The sequence below is a fragment of the Ilumatobacter nonamiensis YM16-303 genome (assembly GCF_000350145.1).
In the GTDB taxonomy this organism is placed as follows: Bacteria; Actinomycetota; Acidimicrobiia; order Acidimicrobiales; family Ilumatobacteraceae; genus Ilumatobacter_A; species Ilumatobacter_A nonamiensis.
On the sequence record NZ_BAOL01000058.1, the window covers coordinates 1 to 21,223 of the forward strand.

Consider the following 21,223-nt stretch of genomic DNA (forward strand, 5'->3'; position numbering starts at 1 on the left):
CTCCGTGCGCGAACTGTTCACGAGAACGGGGCCGAGGACGTGATGGTGCGGGCGACGGGGCATCTCTCTACCAATTGGTAGAGGATGATGCTGGACAGTGGTAGACATGTCAACCGTGATGGCCGACACGATCCCCGAGTCGCTCGCGGGCAAGCGCATCGCGATCACCGGATCGACCGGGTTCGTGGGCACCGCGCTCGTCGAGCGACTCCTGCGATCGGTTCCGGATTGCGAGCTCGTCCTCCTCGTCCGAGACGGTCGCCGCTCGCCGGCCGCCCGTCGCACCCAGCGCGAGATCCTCAAGAACGACGCGTTCGACCGACTCCGCGACACCCTCGGTGACGAGTTCGACAGCCACGTCGCGAGCCGTGTCCAGACCGTGGCCGGGGACGTCACGCAAGACGGTCTCGGACTCAACGCGACCGACCGTGCGCTCTGGGGCACCGCCGACGTGATCATCCACTCGGCAGCCGCGGTGTCGTTCGATTCGCCGATGGACTCCGCGGTCGAGATCAACTTGCTCGGACCGACCCGCATCGCGAACCTCGCGAACGAGATGGGCGTGACACCGCACCTCGTTGCGGTGTCCACCTGTTACGTCGCCGGGAACCGGCGCGGCAACGCGCCAGAGATCCTCGTGAGCGAGGGCCCGTTCGACATCGGGATCGACTGGCGCTCGGAGGTCGCGGCCACCAAACGGTTGCGTTCGGACACCGACGCTCTCAGCCGCACACCCGATCAGCTGAAGACGTTCCGCAAGGAGGCGCGCGCCGAGATCGGTGCGGCCGGCGCACCGGCGATCGCGTCGAAGACCGAGGATCTGCGTCGGAAGTGGGTCAAGTCCGAACTCGTCCAGGCCGGGCGTTCCCGCGCTGCGAGCGTGGGTTGGCCCGACGCGTACGCGTTCACGAAGGCGCTCGGCGAACAGGCGCTGACGGATTCGAAGGGTGCCGTTCCCGTCTCGATCGTGCGTCCGTCGATCATCGAATCGGCGCTCGCCGAGCCGAAGCCGGGCTGGATCCGCGGTTTCCGGATGGCCGAACCCGTGATCATCTCGTTCGCTCGCGGGCTGTTGAAGGAGTTCCCGGGCGTCCCGGAGGGCACCGTCGACGTGATTCCGGTCGACATCGTCGTCGCCGCGATCATCGCGGTGGCCGCGGCCGGTCCCGACGACGCCCCGGCGATCACGCAGGTCGCGTCGGGAGGAATCAACCCGCTCAAGTACCGCCAGATGGTCGACAACGTCACCGGATGGTTCACGCAAAACCCGCTCTACGACACGAAGGGCCAGCCCATCGTCGTTCCGGAGTGGCGATTCCCCGGGCGCGGTCGTGTCCAGAAACAGCTCACCCAGGCCAAGACCGTGCTGAGCACCGCCGACCGCGTCCTGCAGGCGCTCCCGCTGCGCGGCAAGCAGGCCGAGCTGTCCGCGCAACTCGAGGAGAAGCGCACCGAGGTCGAGACCGCCCTCGAATACGTCGAGTTGTACGGGCTCTACACCGAGTGCGAGGCGATCTACCAGGTCGACAACCTGATGTCGATCCTGGATGGTCTCGGCGAGCAGGATCGAGCGGACTTCAACATCGATCCCCGGTCGGTCGATTGGGATCACTACATCAACGACATCCACCTCCCGTCGATCATCCAGCACGCGCGGGTGAAGACCACGCCTGGTGCATCGAAGTCGATCGACCGGATGACTCGGATGCGCAAGCAGGTACTCGACCCGAAACGCCAGGTCGCGGCGTTCGATCTCGAGAACACGCTGATCGCGTCGAACGTCGTCGAGAGCTTCTCGTGGCTCGCGACCCGCCGCCTCGACACCGCCGAGCGAGCCCGATACGTGGCGCGCACGCTGGTCGAAGCCCCCGGCCTCCTGAAGCTCGACCGCCAGGACCGCACCGACTTCCTCCGCCACTTCTACCGGCGGTACGAGAACGCCCCCGTCGAGCAGATCGAACTCGACGCCCGGGAGATGCTGACGCAACTGATCATGACCAAGTCGTTCCCGGCCGGTCTCCGCCGGGTCCGCGAGCATCGCGCGCTCGGGCATCGGACGGTCCTGATCACCGGCGCGCTCGACTTCGCCGTGGCCGGACTGAAACCCCTGTTCGACGAGATCGTCGCCGCCGAGATGATGATCCGACCCGACGGCACCTACTCGGGTGAGATGCACTCGGTCCCGCCGACCGGTGAGGCGCGAGCCCAGATCCTCGGCGACTACTGCGAAGCCGAGGGGCTCGACATCGCCGAGGCGGTCGCCTACGCCGACTCGTCGTCCGACCTTCCCCTGTTCGAGGCGGTCGGATTCCCCGTCGCAGTGAACCCCGAGACCCGTCTCGCCGCCATCGCCCGCAAGCGTGGCTGGCTCGTCGAGCACTGGACGAAGGCACCGGGCGGCCCCAAGCGCCTCCTCCCGATCGGTGAGCTGATGGTCGAGCGCGAACGGCATCGACGCTTCCGGAAGGCTCGAGCATGAAGGCGCTGCAGATCCGGCGCAACGTCGGGCGCTTCGGCGCCGCACGCATCATCGGCGCCGTCTCCCCGGTCAACGCGACGAAGGTCGGTCCACTCGAACTCCGCACGATCGACGACCCCGAGCAACCAGGCGACGGTTGGCACCGTGTGCACACTCGCCTGGCCGGGATCTGCGGATCCGATCTGTCACTGGTCGGTGGGCACGCCTCGGCGTACTTCGACGACTGGGTGAGCTTCCCGTTCGTTCCCGGCCACGAGGTCGTCGGCGAGATCCGAGACGGAGACCGAGCGGGAACCCGTGTGGTCCTGGAGCCGGTCCTCGGTCACGCAGCACGCAATGTCGAGCCGCCGTTCGGCGGAGCCCGTCCGGCCGACGGAGACGACTACGCCCACCTCGCGACCACTTCGGCCGACGGTGTGGAACCGGCGATCCAGACGGGATTCTGCTGTTCCACCGGTGGAGGCTGGGCCCCGTGGTTCTGGGCGCACGAGTCGCAGCTGCACACGATTTCGGAGGACGTCCCCGACGAGCGCGCCGTGCTCATCGAACCGTTCGCCGGTGGGATCCACGCCGCGCTCCTCGCCGGGCCGACCGTCGCCGACCGCGACAATCCCGTGGTCGCCGTGCTCGGGGCGGGAACGATGGGTCTCGCTGCAGTCGCCGGACTCAAGCGCTACGTCCCCGGCGTCCGGGTGATCGTCGGCGCCCGCTATCCGCATCAGCGTGCCCTCGCCACTGCGCTCGGCGCCGACATCGCGGTCGCGGCCTCGGAACTCGACCGAGCCGTACGACGCGAAGTCGGGTGCCACATGCTCGGCAACGGTGAGTCCGGCGCGCTGTCCGGCGGCGCCGACGTCACGATCGACGCGGTCGGTTCCGCAGCCTCGATCGCCGACTCGCTCAGGATCACCCGCCCCCGCGGCCGCATCGTCCTGCTCGGGATGCCCGCCCAGGTCGACCTCGACCTCACCGGACTCTGGCATCGCGAGATCGAGTTGAAGGGCGCCTACACGTACGGCACCGAGACGCTGCACGACGGGACGGTCACCGACACCTTCTCGCTCGCTGCCGACACCGTCGACGCGATCCGCGCCGAGCGTCTCCTGAGCGCGACCTATCCACTCGACGACCACCACGACGCGATCAGCCACGCCGCCAACGCCGGCCGCCGCGGCGCCGTCAAGATCGCCTTCGACCTGCGAGACCCGACCACATGACCAGCCGCCCCCGCGCCATCCGGTGTCTGACACAGAATGGTCCCCGTGCCATCCGGTGTCTGACACAGAATGGTGCAGGTGACATGGAGACCTTCTGATGCCACGCCCCGGATTCGTCCTCGACGTCGATCGCTCGACGCCGCCCACCCTGTTCTGGCGCGGCGAAGGGTTCAGCCTCGAACGTCTGCCCGCCGATCGCAGCCGGATCATCTACCCGCCCGAACCGTTGGCCGGCCTCGACGACCTCGACGGCGAGATCCGCAATGCCCTGCTCAACCCGCTCGACATGGATCCGCTCCCCGAGCTCCTCACGCCGGGGATGAAGCTGACCATCTGCTTCGACGACGCCAGCCTGTCACTCCCCAAGATGCAGCGCCCCGACAACCGCCAGCGGATCGTCGAGGCGGTCCTCGACATGGCCGCCGCAGCCGGGGTCGACGACGTCCACATCATCGCCGCACTCGGACTGCACCGCCGGATGCACGAGTACGAACTCCGTCACGTGCTCGGTGACCGCGTCGTCGACGCGTTCCTCCCCCGAGGATTCCTGTACCAACACGACGCCGAGGACCCCGACAACCTCGCGGTGATCGGCCACACCGACGAGGGCGAGATCCTCGAGATCAACAAGCGTGCCGCCGAGTCGGATCTCGTCGTCTACGCGAACGTGAACCAGGTGGCCATGGACGGTGGCTGGAAATCGCTCACCACCGGACTCGCGTCGTACAAGTGCCTCAGCGAACACCACAACCCGGCAAGTCTTCAGAACACCCGAAGCCTGATGGACCGTCACCACTCGGCGCTCCACAAGTCGATCTGGCGGATGGGCAAACTGCTGCGCGACTCCGGCCCGAAGATCTTCCAGGTCGAGACGACGATCAACACCGAGGCGTTCCCGGCACCGTTCGAGTTCCTCGCGAAGCGCGAGTGGGAATGGACCGCGAAGGATCGCGGGCTGTTCCTCGCGAGCAGCAAGTCGCTCAACAAACTGCCGAACCGCACCAAGCGGAAGATCTTCCACAACATCGAGGCGCCGTACCGCACGACGAGCGTCCAGGCTGGCTTCACCGAGACCGTGCACGAGCGGACCCTGGAGAACGTCCACGCCCAACACCTCGTCGAGGTGGAGGGTCAGACCGACATCCTCACGATGGGAATCCCGTTCATCAGCCCGTACAACCCCGAGTCGATCATGAACCCGATCCTCGTGATGTGCATGGGCCTCGGCTACCTGTTCAACATGTACCGCGGCAAACCTCTCGTGCGTGAGGGCGGCGTGGTGATCATGACCCACCCGACGTACGAGGAGTTCCACCCGGTCCACCATCCGAGTTACATCGACTTCTTCGACGAGGTGCTCGCCGACACGACCGATCCGGCCGAGATGTCGACGAAGTGGGAAAAGAAGTACGCCGAGGACGAGTGGTACCGCCACCTCTACCGCACCAGCTACGCCTACCACGGCGTCCACCCGTTCTACGCCTGGTACTGGGGTGCGCACGGACAGCAGCACGCCGGCAAGGTGATCATCGTCGGCGGGTATCCGGAGGCGGTTCGCCGCCTCGGCTTCACCCCGGCGTCGACGATGAACGACGCGCTCGAGATCGCGTCCGACACGGTCGGCCGCTCCCCCACGATCAGCCACCTCCACGTTCCCGGCGTGCTCGTCGCCGACGTGAAGTAGAGGTCCGTCGCCATGTCCGCCCGCACCCGCCGTCAGTACATCCGCCGGGGTCAACGCCCCGACGGCCACCGAGGTTCGGTTCAGGTCGCCCAGCGCGCGGCCGGTGCGGTCGAGGGTGCCGTGCGGAGCGCGGCGCGTCCGCTCGCGAAGTACGGCTTCCCCTACCGCAAGCCGACGGCGCCCACCAGCGTCACGATTCCGCGCGAACCGAACCGCCTCGGCGGGAACTACGACACCGAGTGGGCTCGGCGCCCCCTGGCCACCGCCGTCCGTGGCGTGCTCACCGAGGGACCACTGCGCGTCGCGGTGAAGGCCGTCGCGAGCCCGCGCATCTCCGGACTCGACCGACTGTCCGACCTGGAGCGCCAGAAGGAACCACCGCCCGTCATCTTCGCCCCGAATCACCACAGCCATCTCGACACCGGGGTCATGATCCATGCGATCCCCGCGGTCTGGCGCCGGGAACTCGTGGTCGCGGCGGCCGCCGACTACTTCTTCGACGCCCGATGGAAGGCCGCATTGTCGGCGCTCACCCTGAACGCGATTCCGATCGATCGGGATGCGACGAGCCGAACGACGTTCGACCAACTGCGCGACTTGATCGCCGACGGTCGCAGCCTGATCATCTACCCCGAGGGTGGTCGCTCGCCCGACGGCTGGGGCCAGGACTTCAAGGGCGGCGCCGCCTACCTCTCGGCGCGCACCGGTGCTCCGATCGTGCCGGTCCACATCGACGGCACCGGCGAGATCTTCGGCAAAGGTGCGTCGAAACTGTCCCCCGGGCGCACCACCGTCCTGTTCGGGACACCGATGACGGCCGCCGACGACGAGAACACGCGGCGTTTCAACGAACGAATCGAAGCCGCTGTCACCCGCCTCGGTGACGAGACCTTGACCGACTGGTGGACGGCGTCGCGCAACGCGGCGAGCGGTCTGAGCCCGAAGCTGTCGGGCCCGGAACACAACGGCTGGCGGCGTCAGTGGCAGCTCGGTGAGAAGCGTCGCCTGAGCACGGCCGGCGTTCGTCGGCGCCGCGCGCGCCGCTGGCCCGATCTCGGTTGATGCGCGTCGACTGTGTCGACACCCGCGCACGCGCCAAACTGGGCAGCATGATCCGGTCCCGACACCTCGTCGCGCTCGTCTTCGTCACGGCCGTGGCAGCGGCCTGCACGACGCGCGAGTCGGTGGCTCCGTCCGCTCCCACGACGACGATCCCGGAAACGACCACGACGACGACCACCACGACCACCATCCCGGAGACGACCGTGGTCACCACCACGATCCCGGAAACGACCACCACGCCACCACCGACCACGACCCCACCGCCGTCGGGAACTCCCATCTCCTCACAGCGGAAGTACTACGCCGGCGGCGATGACGACGGTTGGCTGTACGTCGGACGCTGGACCGGCGAGGGCTGGGAGCAGCCGATCGATTCCGACGGCCAGATGCGGGACTCGACGACCACGGCAAGCGAGATGTTGATCCACGAGATCGGGATCGATCCGATCGAGGGCAACGTCGGTGCCTCGATCGAGTTGTGCGGCGGGTCGCGGACCGGACCGGTGATCTCGCCCAACGCCCGCTCCCCCGAGATTCCGGGCTTCGGCTACCGCTCCCTCGCATTCGCCGCCGACTGGGACACCGAGCCGCGAAAGGTCGCCGTGGTCGATGCCGACATCGCGTCCTACACGGCGGCCGGCGTCGCATCGTTCGGGGGAACCGGGGTGGATGCGTCGTCGGGCACGGTGAACCAGATCGTGGTCACCGACCTGGACGGCGATCGTGACAGCGAGTCGCTGGTCGCCTTCGGCGGGGACGGCTTCGCCTCGCTGCTGCTGATCGACGCGGACTCCGGTTCCGTCACCCGGGTGGAGCGCGACTACCTCCGCACGCCGGAGGCACCCGACGCACCGGAGGGAACCGCACCGGCCGGAGAGACGACCACGACCGCCGCTCCCCCGCCGCCCCCGCCGGTCGAGACCTTCCGCATCCTCGCGGTGGCCGACCTCAACGGCGACGGGCTGGCCGAGTTCATCACGCACGTCTGGGACGATGACGACCGTGCCGAGGTCGTCGTCAACGCCTACGACGGCACCGAGGTCACGCCCGTTCTCACCGCCAGCTGCTGACCGCACGCCGGAGCGTCGCAGCCCCTTCCTGTCACCAGGTGTCGATCTGCGGGCGCTGGCCCGTGACGGGAGGTGGTGCTGCCTCGAGGAGGGTGGTGATCCAGCGGCGGGTGTCGGCGGGATCGATGACGTCGTCGATCTCGAAGTGGGAGGCGACATTGACCGCCTTGCCGTGTTCGTACATCCGGTCGACCATCTGCTGGAACAGCTCCTCGCGGGCCGCGTCGTCCTCGACCGCCTCCAGTTCCTTGCGGTAGCCGAGCCGGACGGCACCTTCCAGGCCCATGCCACCGAACTCGCCGGTCGGCCACGAGAGGCACGCCAGGGGCGCCTTCGTCGACCCGCCCATCATCGCCTGCGCTCCCAGACCGTACGCCTTGCGCGTGACCACCGTGATCGTCGGCACCGAGAGATTCGCCCCGGTCACGAACAGCCGCGAGCAGTGACGAACCAGAGCCGTCGCTTCCACGTCGGGCCCGACCATCATCCCAGGTGTGTCGCACAGCGTGATCACCGGCAGCCCGTGAGCGTCGCACAGCTGCATGAACCGCGCCGCCTTGTCGGCTCCGTCGCTGTCGATCGCTCCGCCGAGGTGGGTCGGATTGTTCGCGATCACCCCGACCGGTCGACCTTCGAGCCGCGCGAGCGCCGTGACCATCCCGACCCCGAAGCCCGCTCGGAGTTCGAGCACCGAGTTCTCGTCGAACAGTCCGTCGATCGCCCGCCGGATGTCGTAGGCCCGCAGCCGATCGGGCGGGACGACGTCACGGAGCAGGGTCTGGTCGGGAGCAACCCACCCGGTCGTCGGACCTTGGAAGTACGACAGATACTGCTTCGCGACCTCGACCGCTTCCGACTCGTCGGCGACCACGATGTCGATGACGCCGTTGGAACGCTGGACGTCGATCGGACCGATCTCCCGGGGGGCGAACACGCCGAGTCCGCCACCCTCGATCATCGCCGGACCACCCATCCCGATGTTGCTGTCCTCGGTCGCGATCACGACATCGCAACAGCCGAGGATCGCGGCGTTCCCCGCGAAGCAGTATCCCGACGCGATTCCGACGAGCGGGACGGTGCCCGACAACTCGGCGAACCACCAGAACGCCAGGCAGTCCAGACCGCTGACGCCGGGCGGGTCGGTGTCGCCTGGCCGGCCTCCTCCTCCTTCGGTGAAGAAGACGACCGGCGTCTGCAACTGCTGCGCGACTTCGATCAGCCGATCCTTCTTGCGATGGTTCTGATAGCCCTGCGTCCCGGCGAGCACGGTGTAGTCGTACGACATGATGACGGTCTTCGCGGCGGCGGACCCGACGAGCTCGCCGTTGACGTCGCCGACTCCTCCGATCAATCCATCGGCGGGCGTGTTCGCGATCAGGTCGTCGAGCTCGCGCCGCCGACGCTGCGCAGCGATCACCACGGGGCCGTACTCGACGAAGCTGTCGGGGTCGACGAGCTGTGCCAGGTTCTCCCGCGCGGTGCGTTTCCCGCGCCCGTGACGTTTCTCGACGGCCGTCGCCCGTGCCGGGTCGAGTCCCGCCTGGTGTCGCTGCCGAACCTCGGCGAGGTCGGCGCGTTCGTGCGCCGCTTCACCCGCGTCGGCATCTGCGGCCGGCCGGTCGGTCGGCTGGCCGCTCGGTGGAGGCAGATGGGCTCCACCGGTGTCGGTCGCCGGCGACGGATCGAGATCGACGACGCGGTCTCCTACGTTGACGGTGGAACCCTCCGGCGCCAGGATCGCCGTGACCGTGCCGTCCGATGTCGCGACGACCTCGTGGTGCATCTTCATCGATTCGACCAGCGCGACCACGCTCCCGGATCGGACGCGCTCGCCCGGCTCGACGAGAACACTCACGATCGTTCCCTGGAGATGGGCGGTCACCGACGTCCGATCCGTCATCGCGCCGGTCTAGCAGTCGCGGCGGACCAGCCAACTACTCCGGGCTGCTCGCCGGCGTGCGCTGGAACGTCGTGATCGACACCTCGCCCATCACCAGGTCGGCAGCGACCGCCGCGAACAGCGCGGGAACGATGAACCCAGGTTGTCCGGTCGTTTCCGCGACGAACATCACGGCGGCGAGCGGAACGCGGTAGCCCGCTCCCAGGAACGCGGCGATTCCGAGGATCACGTAGAGGGTCGGATCGAGCGTCTGGAACACCTCTCCGACGCCGCGGCCCACGATCGCCCCGCCGACGACGAGGGGGATGAACACACCACCGACGCCGCCCCCGGCGAGCGTTGCCGCCGTCGAGCACATGCGCAGCACGAAAACGGCGGCAAGCACCCAGAGCGCGTGGGATTCGCCGAGCCACGCGATCACCTCGTAGCCCGAACCCACCGACAGACTCTCGCCATGCGCCGGATTGCCGTCCGGCGACGTCACCACCCGCGTGACGAGAAAGATCACCGACATCAGGCCGCCCGCCACGACGAGCCGAATGAACACGGGCCGAAGCGTGAACGCTTTGGCGATCCGGATCAGTTTCGAGAACATCCGCGCCCCGAGCGCGCATCCGACCCCGATCAGCACGGCGGCAAGGAGATCGACGTAGTCGAACAGCGACGCGATGCGCTGCTCGTCGGAGAACTGGAAGATCGGGTTCGTACTGCTGAGCGCGACGAACATCAGATATCCCGACGCGCTCGCCACGAGAGCGGGCAGCAGCATGCGCCGCGCCATCTGATCGCGGAACGGGACCTCCAGCGCGAAGATGGCGCCGGTGGCGGGCGCCTTGAAGATCGCGGCAACGCCGGCGGCTGCTCCGGCCACGAGGAGGGTCCGGTAATCGGCGCCTCGGAACGAGGCGGGGAGGCGGCGCTGGATCATCGCCCCGAGCGCAGAGCCGCCATAGAGCGACGGACCTTCCAGGCCCATCGCTCCCCCGGCACCCAGCGTCGTCACGGCGGCCATGATGCGCGCGACGAACGCGCGCCACCTCAGCGGGTACGACGAATCGTGGAACGCACGGAGATACTCGTCCGACGTCGCAGGCGAAGCACCACCGCCCACGGTCTTGAGGATCAACGCCGACGCGGCGAGCCCGAGCCCGGGGATGATCAGTCCCCATCGCCAGTCGGCGTGGAGCCACACGTCGAACAACAGCTCGACGACCACGTACTCGAAGAACCGGACGAAGATGCCGGTCAATGCTCCCGTGATCGCCGCGAGCAGGACGACCTCGCGTGACCGACGGACCAGGTCGCGGAACTCGTCACTTCGGAGATCGAGTGAGGATGGACGAAATCGCTCCCTCAGTCGTCCCAGCCACACGCCGATCAACTCTAAGCCTCGGTCGGCCGGTCTGACCGATTCAGTCGCGGAGAACGCTTGCGATGTACGGAATCGTTCGTTCGAGACCGGTCCGCAGGTCGACGTGCGGTGACCAACCCAGGAGGTTCCGTGCCCGAGTGATGTCGGGTTGACGTTGCTGAGGATCGTCCGACGGCAAACCTCGATGTACGAGCCCGGCAGTGTTGGACGTGAGCTCGTTCACGAGGTCGGCGAGTTCGAGCATCGTGAACTCACCTGGGTTGCCGATGTTGATCGGACCGGTCTCGTCACTGTCCAGCAGCGCGAGAAAGCCCCGGATCTCGTCATCGACGTAGCAGAAGCTCCGTGTCTGTGAACCGTCGCCGTAGATCGTGAGCGGTTCACCGCGCAACGCCTGGGTGATGAAGTTGGAAACGACCCGGCCGTCGTCGGGCTGCATGCGCGGCCCGTACGTGTTGAAGATCCGGACGACACGGATCGGCAGGTCGAACGTACGGTGATAGGTGAACGTGAGCGCCTCGGAGAAGCGCTTCGCCTCGTCGTACATGCTGCGCTCGCCGATGGGGTTGACGTGCCCCCAGTACTCCTCGGTCTGCGGGTGCTCGACCGGATCGCCGTACACCTCGCTCGTCGAGGCCATGAAGAACGTGGCGTCGAGACTCCGGGCGAGCTCCAGAAGGCGACGGGTTCCCGTGCTCCCGACATCGAGTGTCTCGAGCGGGAGTGCGTAATAGTCCTTCGGCGACGCCGGACTCGCGAGGTTCATGACCGCATCCACCGGACCGTCGATGCGCAGCTCACCGCACACGTCGGCATCGATCAACTCGAAGTCGTCATTGTCCGCCAGATGGCCCACGTTCGCCGGTGAGCCCGTGAGGAAGTTGTCGACACACACGACACGGTCGCCACGCTCCAGGAGCGCATCGCACAGGTGGGATCCGAGGAAGCCTGCGCCGCCGGCGACGACGACGCGCATCAGCGCCGACCGACACCGTCGTAGCGCAACCCTGCTGCCTTGACTCGTTCGGGATCGAAGAGATTCCTGGTGTCCACGATCGCACTCCCACTCCCCAGCCGTTGTGCCAGCTGTTCGAGATCGATGTCCGCGAACTCCGGCCACTCGGTGAAGACACAGAGGACATCGGCCCCGTCCGTGACCTCGTCGATCTCCGACACCACCTCGATGTTCGCCAGCGTTCGCATCTGGATCGGCGACAGTTCGCCCGACGTGGTCGGATCGAACGCCTGCACCTTCGCGCCGACGGTCCGGAGATCGCTGATGATGGCCACGGCGGGCGACTCGCGCAGATCGTCGGTCCCGGCCTTGAAGGTGAGGCCCAGGGCGGCAACCGTGACACCGCTGAGGTCGGAAGGATGACGACCGACCGCTCGCGCGACCTTGTCGACCATCCGGTGGCGCTGTTGGTCGTTGACCAGGATCACCCCACGCATCATCGAGAAGTCGTAGCCGTGGTCGGCAGCGATCTTCACGAGCGCGCGGCTGTCCTTCGGGAAGCACGATCCGCCCCAGCCCGGTCCGGGATCGAGAAACCGGGATCCGATGCGAGTGTCGGACCCGATCCCGTCGACCACCGCGGCAACATCGGCCCCCACGTGCTCACACATCGCAGCGACCGCGTTCACGAAGCTGATCTTCATCGCGAGGAAACCGTTCGCGGCGTACTTGATGGTCTCGGCGGACGCGGGGTCGGTGATGATGATCCTCGTGTCGATCGACGCGTAGAGATCCGCCACGCGACGTGCAGCCGCCAAGTCCGCTGCACCGACGACCACTCGCTCCGGTGCGAGAAAGTCGCTGACCGCGGTGCCCTCACGGAGGAACTCGGGGTTCGACACGACCGAGACGTCGTCCCGCTCGAGGACTCGCTCGACCGCGATCGTCGAACCCACCGGGACGGTCGACTTGTTGACCACGATGGCGCCGGACTTGAGCACCGGAGCGATCTCCCGCGCTGCCTGCTCGATGTAGGAGAGGTCCGCACTGCCATCTTCGCCCTGAGGCGTCGGCACGCACAGGAAGACGATGTCGGCATCGGTTGCAGCGGCCTGTGATCCGAGCACGAACCGGAGCCGGCCGCGAGCATGCTCGTCTCGGACGATCTCCTCGAGTCCGTCCTCCACGATCGGAATCACGCCGGCTTCGAGCAGATCGACCTTGCGCTGGTCGATGTCGCCACACACGACGTCGAAACCCAGATGAGCAAAGCATGCACCGGTCGTCAAACCGACGTAGCCAGTCCCCACGACTCCGAGTCGAACGTCATTTGCTGACATCGGCATCCGCCTCCTGGGCTGGTGTCACGAGAAGGGTTGGTCGTCGACGACCACGATCCCACCCGAAAGGATGAACTACGGCGCGGTCTTGCCCGCGTCGCTCGAATCTACCGCGGCTCTCGAAGATGCGGCGGCCATCACGTCGAGCGGCGAATTCACGAACTCGCGGGGACGGCGTCCACCGCGCGATCGGCGATGCTCGTTACTCTCGGCCACGTGGACGCATCGATCACCGCACTGCTGATGGCGTCGGACACGCCAGGCCTGCCGGACGCGTGTGGGGAGGATCCGAACTACGTCTGCGAGCGCGTTTTCGAAGCGACCGACGGGAACGAGACGGCGGCCAGGCTGGCGGACTGGTTGATCGACCGTCCGCTCTCGATCTTCCTGATCCTGCTCATCGCATTCATTCTCATCCGCGTCTCGCGCCGCTACGTCGACCGCCTCGTTCGGCGCATCGTGTCACCGCCCACCCCGTCGTCTCGACTCCTGTTCATTCCCGGACTGCAGGGAGGCGACAACACCCTCAGCGACCCCGAGGTCCGAGAACGCGAGGACCGGATGAGGCTTCGCAAGGAGGCTCGCGCCGCCTCGATCAGCGAGGTGCTGACCAGCACCATCTCGGTCGCGATCTGGGTCATCGCGCTGATGCTCGTGTTGAGCGAACTCGGTGTCGACCTCGCTCCGCTGATCGCCGGAGCCGGGATCGCCGGTGTGGCGCTCGGCTTCGGAGCCCAGGCACTCGTCAAGGACTGCATCAGCGGGTTGTTCATGCTGTTGGAGGACCAGTACGGGATCGGTGACGTCGTCGACCTCGGCGAAGCGACCGGAACGGTCGAAGAGGTCGCACTCCGGACCACCGTGCTGCGCGGCATCGACGGCACCGTGTGGCACGTGCCGAACGGCGAGGTGCAACGCGTCGGGAACATGTCTCAGCACTGGTCGACGGCACTGATCGACATCGACGTGGCCTACGACGCCGACCTCGACGCCGTCAGCGACGTCATGCAGGCAACCGCCGACAAGGTCTGCGACCGTGACGGCATCAGCCAGTTTATCCTCGACGCGCCACAGGTGTTGGGCGTCGAGACACTCGGCGCCGACGGCATCACGCTGCGGATGACCGTCACGACCACGCCCGGGTCCCAATGGGCGGTCCAGCGGGAATTGCGCGCGGCGCTCAAGGTCGCGTTCGATGCCGAAGCGATCGAAATTCCCTTCCCCCAACGCACCTTGTGGCTGCGCAATCAGGATGCGTGATGCCATGATGTCCCCTGTGACACTCCCCCTGCGCGCCGCCGCATGACCGACTACCTCGCAGCAACCCCAGGCGGCGCCATGCTCGGCTTCGCCGTGTTCCTCGCAGTCGTGGGACACGTCGGCCTGTGGTGGGCCGAGCGGCACGCGACTCCGCGACGCATCGATGCCCATGAGGGGTCCGGTGAGTCGCGACCCGAGTCTCCCGCGGTCGTGAACATCCTGACGAACGATGCAACGCTGACCGCCGCCGGCCTCCGAGCAACCGTGGTCGACCTGGCGACGCGGGGCTGGATCAGGATCCTTCCTCCCACCACGGACGACGAGACGAGCCGTGTCCGCCCGTCATCGGAGACCTACGACGGTGATGCCCTGCTGCCGCACGAACGCCTGGTCCTGCAACACATCCTCGCCAGGTTCACGACCGATCGGGCGATTCCGGCACGTCACCTCGCGGTCGACATCCGCGGGGCCTGGTGGCGTCGGTTCCGCAACCTGGTCCACGCCGAGGCGAAGCGCAATGGTCTGGTCCGTCGCCGGTGGACGCCGCTCCTGCTCGGTGGACCCGCCATCGCGGCGTTCTTCGGCATCCTCGCATGGAACGCAGGGCGAGACGATGGGACGTCCGTCGCCGTGGTGGATTCGGTCGAACGGCGGATCATCGCCTTCGCGACCCTCGTCGCGCTGATCCTGCTCGTGGTGCGCATCGTGCGCCATGCGATCAGCAACGACGTCGCGTACACGACCGAGGGCATCGACGCCACCGGGCGATGGCTCGCCGTTCGGCAACGGCTCGTGTCCGCCGGATTCGCGCCGATGGCCCCGAGCTCGCTCGAGGTGGGCGATCGCCGCTTGGCGTACGCCACCGCGATGTGCCTGGCCGACGGTGCGCGCATCGAACTTCCGCTGGCTCGCGAGGACCACTTCCGGGCGTGGAGTTCGGTCGGCGGCACCGGCCGGCTGGTCCGGGTCCGCTACCCGTGGAGGCCGCTGTACGGCTTCAACCCGCTGTTCTCCTTGATCGGTGGTCTCATCGCCGCGTTCGTCGGGATCCGATTGCGCGGCTTCTTCTCCGACGTCGCCCGAGAGCAGGCGTGGGACTCGCTGTACGAACGCTTCGAGCAACAGGACTGGCTGATCAGCACGATCGCGACCGGACTCGTGTTCGTCATGTTCATCCCCATCCTGCTCGGTCTGTGGGCTGCGCTGGCCGGTGCGGCCGACATGTTCAACACCGTCGAGCGCACGGGCATCGTCATCCGAGCCCGTCGTCCCGCCGAGGTCAGTCCCCTTCCCCGCAGCCTCGTGAAACGCCTGGAGGGTGACCGCTACAGCCTCTTCGTCGCCGTCGACGACGGCACGTCCGACACCGTCACCGCCTGGCGCGCCACCGAGCGCACCGCCACTCCACAGGGTGTCGATGTCGTGGTGCGCGCGAGCCCGATTCTCGGCTACGTCCGCCGATCGTCCCCGATCGGCCACACGCTCTCCTGAGCGTGCAACGGCCGCCCAGCCGGGTGGCTGCGATCAGCCGTTCGCGAGTGTCGCTCGGTCGGCGTTGTCACGGATTTCCGCGGCGATCTCGGCGAACCGCGGTTCGGGGAGGTCGTGACCCATGTCGGGGAACATCAACAGCCGGGAACCCGGCACTGCCTTCGCCGTGGCGATGCCACCCGTCGGCTTGACCAGCTTGTCGACGAGCCCGTGGACGACGAGTGTGGGCGCCTCGACCTGCTGGAGCCCCGGCGTGCGGTCCGGACTGGCCATGATCGCCGTGGTCTGACGCTGCGTGCTGATCGGCCGGAAGCTGCGTTCGACGCTGCGTGTTGCGCGCGCCCGATGCTCGTCGGGATCGAAGTGCGGTCCGCTCCACAGCAGGAAGTTCTCGACCGAACGGTCCGCCGCGTTCTCCAACGTCGGTGCGGGCATCCGCGCCAGCTTCGCCATCACCTTGGTGGCGATGCGCCCCGACTTTCCATCACCCGGGTTCGACATGATCGAGGTGAGCGACCGCACCCGTGACGGGTGGTCGATCGTCAACTGCTGCGCGATCATTCCGCCCATCGACATCCCGACGACGTGCGCCGACTCGATGTCGAGAGTGTCCATCAGACCGGCGGCGTCTTCCGCCATGTCGGGAATCGTGTATCCCGCCTTCGGCGGTCGCCGCACGAGCGTCTTGGCGAGTGCCTTGACCGGGCTCGGAGGTTCCCAGTCGAACTCGGTGCTCAGCCCGATGTCCCGATTGTCGAACACGGTCACCTGGAAGCCGGCGTCCACGAGCGTGTCGATGAATCCTCGCGGCCAGTCGGTGAGCTGGCCGCCGAGGCCCATCACCAAGAGCAGCGGTTCGCCTTCGCCGTGCTGCTCGTACTCGATCGTGATGCCGTTCGAAGTTGCCTGCGCCATCCGGGCGAGGATATTCCGAAGCGACGAGAAGTCCGAGGGAACAGCCGCCACACTGTCGCTTCGGATGATCTCGTCGCCTGACGGATCAAGGAAGGAAACGTCATGTGCCGAGTGCTCGCCTACATCGGACCCGAACTCCCGATCGACAGCCTCCTGCTCGAGCCGGAGAACAGCCTGGTCAACCAAACCCTCGACCCGGAACTGCATCCGCTCCTCCAACTCGCGGGGTGGGGTTTCGCGTGCTGGAGCGATCACCTCCTGAAGCCGAATCAACCATTCCGCTACCGCCGACCGATGGCGGCGTTCTACGACGACAACGCCGAAGGAATCATTCCGAGCCTGCAGGCGAACACGCTGCTGGCTCACGTCCGAGCGGCCGCGTACAACGCAGCCACGGTGCTCGCCGACGAGAACTGCCACCCCTTCTCCTACACGAAGACGCCGTGGGTCATGGCCCAGAACGGTGCCCTGCCGAACTGGACGACGTTGCAACGGGAACTTCTCCCCCACTGCAAGGACGAGTACCTGCAGCAGATGCGGGGCACCACCGACACCGAGTTCCTCTACGTCCTGCTCCTCTCGCTGCTCGAGGGCGACAGCGACGACGACGTCCAGCACGGCTTCGAGGAACTGTTGAAGGTCATCCTCGAGGCAATGAAGGCGCTCGACCTCGTCGCGCTCACGAAGTTGAAGATGGTCTTGGTGTCCCCGAACCGGATCATCGGCGCCAACTACGGCGCCGGTCATCACGGTGAGGCCGACGTGCAAGGTGACTGGAAGGAGCTTCGCGAGTCGGATCCGGATTCGAACGACTACGCGCTGTCGATGCTCCTCGAGCCGATGTATGTGCTGACCGGACGCAACTTCCAGGACTACGAGAAGTCCTACGACATCGACGTGTGCCCCGTCGAGGAGGCGACCGCCGCCATCTTCGCCTCCGAGCCACTGACGGAGGAGACCGACGACTGGTTGCACCTCGAGTTCGGCGAGATGGTCGCGCTCGAGAACACCGGGTCGGGAATCACGAGGTCGGTGCGCCGCTTGAACGTCTGACGCGCGCTGAATTCGTCAGCCGTCGCGGCGACGGCGCGATCCGGTTTCGACGCGCCAGTACCCGGCCTTGAGATACTCACCTTCGTCGTAGGTGACCGGATGGTCGATGTCGTGCCCGGTGCGGCGGATCTCGGTGAACGTCGCCCCGTGTTCGAGGGCCGTTTCGGTGACGGTGTCGAAGAACTCGGTCGGGGTGACGCGGCTCGAGCACGACGCCTGGACGAGGATGCCACCGTCCTCGATCAGGCCGATCGCGAGTTTCGTGAGCTTCGAGTAGGCGGCCCGAGCGCGGCCCACGGTCGCGGCCTTCTGAGCGAACGACGGCGGGTCGACGATGACCAGATCGAACTTCCGACCCGACCGACCCAGCGCCCCCATCGCGTCGAACGCGTCGTCGACCTGCGTCGTCACCGTGCAGGCGGCGACCGCGGGAACATCGGCATTGTGGTCGAGGTTCCGCTGAGCGATCGCCAGCGTCGGCTCCGATGCGTCGACGGCGTGCACCGCCGTGGCGCCGCCGGCGGCAGCGTGGACGGTGAACCCGCCGGTCGACGCGAACACGTCGAGCACCCGCTTCCCGCCGGCCAGCTTGCCGACCGCGAGCCGGTTCAGACGTTGATCCAGGAAGTGTCCGGTCTTCTGTCCGCGTTGTACGTCGGCCTCGAACGTGAGATCCCCCTCGCTGAACAGCACCGGCCCGTCGGGCACCTCGCCGACGATCACGTCGCCGTCATCGAGCCCGTACGACTCGAGATCCTGGAGGTTGCGGGCGAGCCGCAGCACGACCGTGTCGGCACCGGTTGCTGCGACCACGCCGTCCACGACGGAGGGCAGATGCGGATACCAGATCTCGCTGTAGAGCTTGACGACCGCGACGTGGTCGTAGACGTCGACCACCAGAGCCGGCAGCCCGTCGTTCTCACCGTTGACTGCTCGATACGCGGGGCCGTGGACCGCTCGACCACTCCCCACGTGGCGGTCGAACAGCACCTGGCGGCGACCGACCGAATCGGCGATGCGCTGCGCGAACCACGCAGCGTCGATCGTGACCGGATCACCGACGTGGATCATCCGCAGCCGGATCGGTGAGTTCGGGTCCCACAGACCGATCGCCGCGAACTTGCGGTTGCGATCGAAGACGATGCCGAGGTCGCCGGGCGATCCGTCGTCGTGGTTCACCGACTCGACGGACCGGTCGTACACCCACGGGTGGCGGGACCGAATGCGACGCAGGGCGTCCGGGGTCACCCGGATCGCCAACCGACGGTCGGAGGGGGACGGGAGTTCCTCGAGGAGATCGGATGCGCTCATCGCGCACCGGCCACGGTGGCGACGAGTCCGACCGCGGGATCGACCTCACCGGCGTGGACGTCGAGCCACGCTTGCCGAGTCGCCCCTGCCCCCGTGCGATGTTCGACGTCCATCCACGCCCGGCTCCCGTCGACGAATTCGGAGAGAGCGTCGGCGCACCGTCGGCCGTACTCGGCGCGTCCCCACTCGTCGATGCGGCGGGTCACCTCGGTGGGAGCGAAGAACAGCTGGGGCTGCGGGCCCTCCATCGGCGCGTCGGAGGCAGCGGGGGCATCGTGATGGCTCCGGCCGACGGTCATCGAGTACGCCAGCCCGTCGCCGAAGCGAGCGTGGACCGCCGCGAGCGCCTGTGGGTTCCCCGCCATGTCGATCGACACGGCTCCTCCGTCGGTCGGGATCGTGTCGATCGCGTCATAGGTGACGACGGAGTCGTAGAAGCCCAGTTCCTCGACCATCTCGACGTTGCCGGTCGAGGTCACTCCCACCACATCGATGTCGGAACGCATCGCCGCGCGCTGGGCGAACCCGATCGCGGTCTTCGAGGACGCCGACAGCACGACCACGCGCGCTGTTCCGAAGTACGGCTCGCCCGCTCCCCCGCCGTCGGCGAAGAACTCCTCGGCCAGGAATCCGGTGATGAACAACCCCCTCAACAGAACGTGGCGGTCCTCTCCGTCGGTGCGCTGACCGTCGGTGTCGGCCGGCGGGTACATCGGGTCGGCGTCGGTTGCGACGTACGCCCGGTAGACCGGCGCGTGGCTCTGTCGGTGACTACCGTCGTCGCGGAACCCGTCGGCGGTGGCGGTCGGCACGAACCGCGCGTGCGACGCCATCGGGTACCAACCGTAGAAGCGACGTCCCAGCGCGATGTCCGGAGCACGCGACTCCACCACGGTTGCCCAGCCCATCGCCGGGACGCGACCGAACTCGGAGTCGGCGGTCGGGAAGAAGTCCCAATACCCGAGGGCGTCGCCGAACACGGCATAGGTGATGTTGTTCGCGGTGATCGCGAATCGATCGATGCGGAGGCGGATCTCTCCGAGCTCCAGATGCGTCGGGTCGTGTTCCTCGGTCACGAGCCGGGTTTCGCCCACCGCCGTGCGTCGAACCTCCAGCGTGGTCGTCTCGCGATCGTCGGCCGGGCCGGGATTCTGCATGGCACCAGCATGCCCGATCCTGATCGGATTTCGAGACAGCGGGCCCGAGCGGGTACACAGCACCACATGACCGCCGACGCAACATCGTCCACCTACCGTTCCACCGGGACCTCCGACCTCCACGTCGGATCCCTGTTCGGGCTCGAGGGCAAGGTTGCCGTCGTCACGGGTGGGTCACGCGGAATCGGCTTCATGATCGCGGCGGGGCTCGTGACCAACGGCGTCACGACGTTCATCACCGCCCGGAAGGCCGAGGCGTGCGACGCCGCGGCTGCGGAACTCGACGCGCTCTCCGACACGGCCTCGTGTGTGTCGATACCGGCGGACCTGTCGGATCCCGACGGTCTCGCCTCGTTCGTCTCGACGCTGCGCGAGCACACCGACACCGTCGACGTGCTCGTCAACAACGCGGGCGCAGCGTGGGGCGCACCGCTCGGCGAGTTTCCGGAGATCGGGTTCGACAAGGTGATGAACCTGAACGTCAAGGCACCCTTCATGCTCACTCAGGAACTGCTCCCCGAACTGGAGAACGGCGCGACCGCCGACGATCCGGCACGTGTCGTGATGATCGGGTCGATCGACGGCATTCGGGTCCCGGTGGGCGACAACTACAGCTACTCCGCCGCGAAGGCGGGCGTGCACATGCTCGCCCGGCATCTCGGGGCGCACGTCGTCGATCGACACATCACGGTCAACTCGATCGCTCCCGGCCCGTTCGAGTCGAAGATGATGGAGTACCGACTCGAGGACGACGACAGTCGAGCCGAGGTGATCGGACACGTCCCGCGCCGGCGGATCGGGAGCGCCGAGGACATCGCCGGAACCGTGATCTTCCTGGCCAGCCGCGCCGGAGCATTCACCACCGGCGCCACGATCCCGGTCGACGGCGGCATCTCCACGATCCGGATGGGCTGACCCGCCCGTCCGAACCATCGGGTGTCAGACACCCGATGGCAC

Annotated in this window: 16 protein-coding genes; 9 read left to right on the forward strand and 7 right to left on the reverse strand. The window is 67.2% G+C overall.

From position 1 onward, the window contains the following. Positions 1-106 precede the first annotated feature (106 nt). The 5 genes from ON45_RS06960 to ON45_RS22585 all read left to right on the forward strand — a co-directional run bounded on the left by ON45_RS06960 (position 107) and on the right by ON45_RS22585 (position 7,512). Entirely contained in the window at positions 107-2,479 is a 2,373-nt protein-coding gene (locus tag ON45_RS06960) for an HAD-IB family phosphatase (protein WP_051062642.1), read from the forward strand. Further along, a complete protein-coding gene (locus tag ON45_RS06965; protein ID WP_040492923.1) occupies positions 2,476-3,696 on the forward strand; it encodes a zinc-dependent alcohol dehydrogenase in 1,221 nt (406 codons plus the stop codon). Before ON45_RS06960 ends, ON45_RS06965 begins: the two co-directional genes overlap by 4 nt. A 97-nt stretch (positions 3,697-3,793) precedes the next feature. Next, complete coding sequence (larAH, locus tag ON45_RS06970) at positions 3,794-5,380, forward strand: NPN-dependent hydroxyacid isomerase, LarAH14/15/16 family (protein ID WP_040492924.1); 1,587 nt, start codon at positions 3,794-3,796, stop codon at positions 5,378-5,380. A gap of 12 nt (positions 5,381-5,392) precedes the next feature. Then, on the forward strand, positions 5,393-6,442 hold the full coding sequence (locus ON45_RS06975; RefSeq protein WP_051062643.1) for a lysophospholipid acyltransferase family protein: 1,050 nt from the start codon (positions 5,393-5,395) through the stop codon (positions 6,440-6,442). A gap of 47 nt (positions 6,443-6,489) precedes the next feature. Further along, positions 6,490-7,512 carry a hypothetical protein gene (locus ON45_RS22585; RefSeq protein WP_158412256.1) on the forward strand — a complete coding sequence of 341 codons (1,023 nt, stop codon included), beginning with the start codon at positions 6,490-6,492 and terminating at the stop codon, positions 7,510-7,512. Between the two features lie 31 nt (positions 7,513-7,543). On the opposite strand, the gene ON45_RS06985 is transcribed toward ON45_RS22585, so the two are convergent. From ON45_RS06985 to ON45_RS07000, 4 genes are read right to left on the reverse strand one after another with little or no spacing between them, the layout of a single operon-like run. Continuing rightward, positions 7,544-9,412: a carboxyl transferase domain-containing protein gene (locus tag ON45_RS06985; RefSeq protein WP_051062644.1), complete on the reverse strand. Its 1,869-nt coding sequence runs from the start codon at positions 9,410-9,412 to the stop codon at positions 7,544-7,546. 34 nt (positions 9,413-9,446) lie between these two features. Continuing rightward, entirely contained in the window at positions 9,447-10,784 is a 1,338-nt protein-coding gene (locus ON45_RS06990) for a chloride channel protein (RefSeq protein ID WP_158412258.1), read from the reverse strand. A gap of 40 nt (positions 10,785-10,824) precedes the next feature. After that, the gene (locus ON45_RS06995; protein WP_040492927.1) at positions 10,825-11,760 is read right to left on the reverse strand and encodes a UDP-glucuronic acid decarboxylase family protein; all 936 of its coding nucleotides are present in this window, start codon (positions 11,758-11,760) and stop codon (positions 10,825-10,827) included. Beyond that, complete coding sequence (locus tag ON45_RS07000; RefSeq protein WP_040492936.1) at positions 11,760-13,079, reverse strand: UDP-glucose dehydrogenase family protein; 1,320 nt, start codon at positions 13,077-13,079, stop codon at positions 11,760-11,762. The genes ON45_RS06995 and ON45_RS07000 overlap by 1 nt, the downstream gene beginning before the upstream one ends. 216 nt (positions 13,080-13,295) lie before the next feature. On the opposite strand from ON45_RS07000, the gene ON45_RS07005 reads away from it, so the two are divergent. Both ON45_RS07005 and ON45_RS07010 read left to right on the forward strand, forming a co-directional pair. Then, positions 13,296-14,339 carry a mechanosensitive ion channel family protein gene (locus ON45_RS07005; RefSeq protein ID WP_051062645.1) on the forward strand — a complete coding sequence of 348 codons (1,044 nt, stop codon included), beginning with the start codon at positions 13,296-13,298 and terminating at the stop codon, positions 14,337-14,339. 42 nt (positions 14,340-14,381) lie between these two features. Then, positions 14,382-15,830: a DUF2207 family protein gene (locus ON45_RS07010; RefSeq protein ID WP_083914538.1), complete on the forward strand. Its 1,449-nt coding sequence runs from the start codon at positions 14,382-14,384 to the stop codon at positions 15,828-15,830. Positions 15,831-15,863: 33 nt separating this feature from the next. On the opposite strand, the gene ON45_RS07015 is transcribed toward ON45_RS07010, so the two are convergent. After that, on the reverse strand, positions 15,864-16,745 hold the full coding sequence (locus ON45_RS07015) for an alpha/beta fold hydrolase (protein ID WP_040492929.1): 882 nt from the start codon (positions 16,743-16,745) through the stop codon (positions 15,864-15,866). 102 nt (positions 16,746-16,847) lie between these two features. Between ON45_RS07015 and ON45_RS07020 the strand changes: the two genes are divergently transcribed. After that, positions 16,848-17,798 carry a class II glutamine amidotransferase gene (locus ON45_RS07020; RefSeq protein WP_040492930.1) on the forward strand — a complete coding sequence of 317 codons (951 nt, stop codon included), beginning with the start codon at positions 16,848-16,850 and terminating at the stop codon, positions 17,796-17,798. 15 nt (positions 17,799-17,813) lie between these two features. Here the strand turns inward: ON45_RS07020 and ON45_RS07025 are convergent, their stop codons facing one another. Continuing rightward, positions 17,814-19,109 (reverse strand): class I SAM-dependent rRNA methyltransferase, encoded by a 1,296-nt coding sequence (locus tag ON45_RS07025; RefSeq protein WP_040492931.1) that lies wholly within the window; start codon positions 19,107-19,109, stop codon positions 17,814-17,816. After that, complete coding sequence (locus tag ON45_RS07030) at positions 19,106-20,266, reverse strand: DUF2855 family protein (RefSeq protein ID WP_040492932.1); 1,161 nt, start codon at positions 20,264-20,266, stop codon at positions 19,106-19,108. The genes ON45_RS07025 and ON45_RS07030 overlap by 4 nt, the downstream gene beginning before the upstream one ends. A 66-nt stretch (positions 20,267-20,332) precedes the next feature. Between ON45_RS07030 and ON45_RS07035 the strand changes: the two genes are divergently transcribed. Further along, entirely contained in the window at positions 20,333-21,181 is an 849-nt protein-coding gene (locus ON45_RS07035) for an SDR family oxidoreductase (protein WP_083914540.1), read from the forward strand. The last annotated feature ends 42 nt before the right edge of the window (positions 21,182-21,223 follow it).

Excerpts from the sequence above, each read along its gene's own strand:
- ON45_RS06960 (WP_051062642.1), top strand. The coding sequence starts at position 107 with ATGTCAACCGTGATGGCCGACACGATCCCCGAGTCGCTCGCGGGCAAG.
- ON45_RS06965 (WP_040492923.1), top strand. The coding sequence starts at position 2,476 with ATGAAGGCGCTGCAGATCCGGCGCAACGTCGGGCGCTTCGGCGCCGCA.
- larAH (WP_040492924.1), top strand. The coding sequence starts at position 3,794 with ATGCCACGCCCCGGATTCGTCCTCGACGTCGATCGCTCGACGCCGCCC.
- ON45_RS06975 (WP_051062643.1), top strand. The coding sequence starts at position 5,393 with ATGTCCGCCCGCACCCGCCGTCAGTACATCCGCCGGGGTCAACGCCCC.
- ON45_RS22585 (WP_158412256.1), top strand. The coding sequence starts at position 6,490 with ATGATCCGGTCCCGACACCTCGTCGCGCTCGTCTTCGTCACGGCCGTG.
- ON45_RS06985 (WP_051062644.1), bottom strand. The coding sequence starts at position 9,412 with ATGACGGATCGGACGTCGGTGACCGCCCATCTCCAGGGAACGATCGTG.
- ON45_RS06995 (WP_040492927.1), bottom strand. The coding sequence starts at position 11,760 with ATGCGCGTCGTCGTCGCCGGCGGCGCAGGCTTCCTCGGATCCCACCTG.
- ON45_RS07000 (WP_040492936.1), bottom strand. The coding sequence starts at position 13,079 with ATGTCAGCAAATGACGTTCGACTCGGAGTCGTGGGGACTGGCTACGTC.
- ON45_RS07010 (WP_083914538.1), top strand. The coding sequence starts at position 14,382 with ATGACCGACTACCTCGCAGCAACCCCAGGCGGCGCCATGCTCGGCTTC.
- ON45_RS07015 (WP_040492929.1), bottom strand. The coding sequence starts at position 16,745 with ATGGCGCAGGCAACTTCGAACGGCATCACGATCGAGTACGAGCAGCAC.
- ON45_RS07020 (WP_040492930.1), top strand. The coding sequence starts at position 16,848 with ATGTGCCGAGTGCTCGCCTACATCGGACCCGAACTCCCGATCGACAGC.
- ON45_RS07025 (WP_040492931.1), bottom strand. The coding sequence starts at position 19,109 with ATGAGCGCATCCGATCTCCTCGAGGAACTCCCGTCCCCCTCCGACCGT.
- ON45_RS07030 (WP_040492932.1), bottom strand. The coding sequence starts at position 20,266 with ATGCAGAATCCCGGCCCGGCCGACGATCGCGAGACGACCACGCTGGAG.
- ON45_RS07035 (WP_083914540.1), top strand. The coding sequence starts at position 20,333 with ATGACCGCCGACGCAACATCGTCCACCTACCGTTCCACCGGGACCTCC.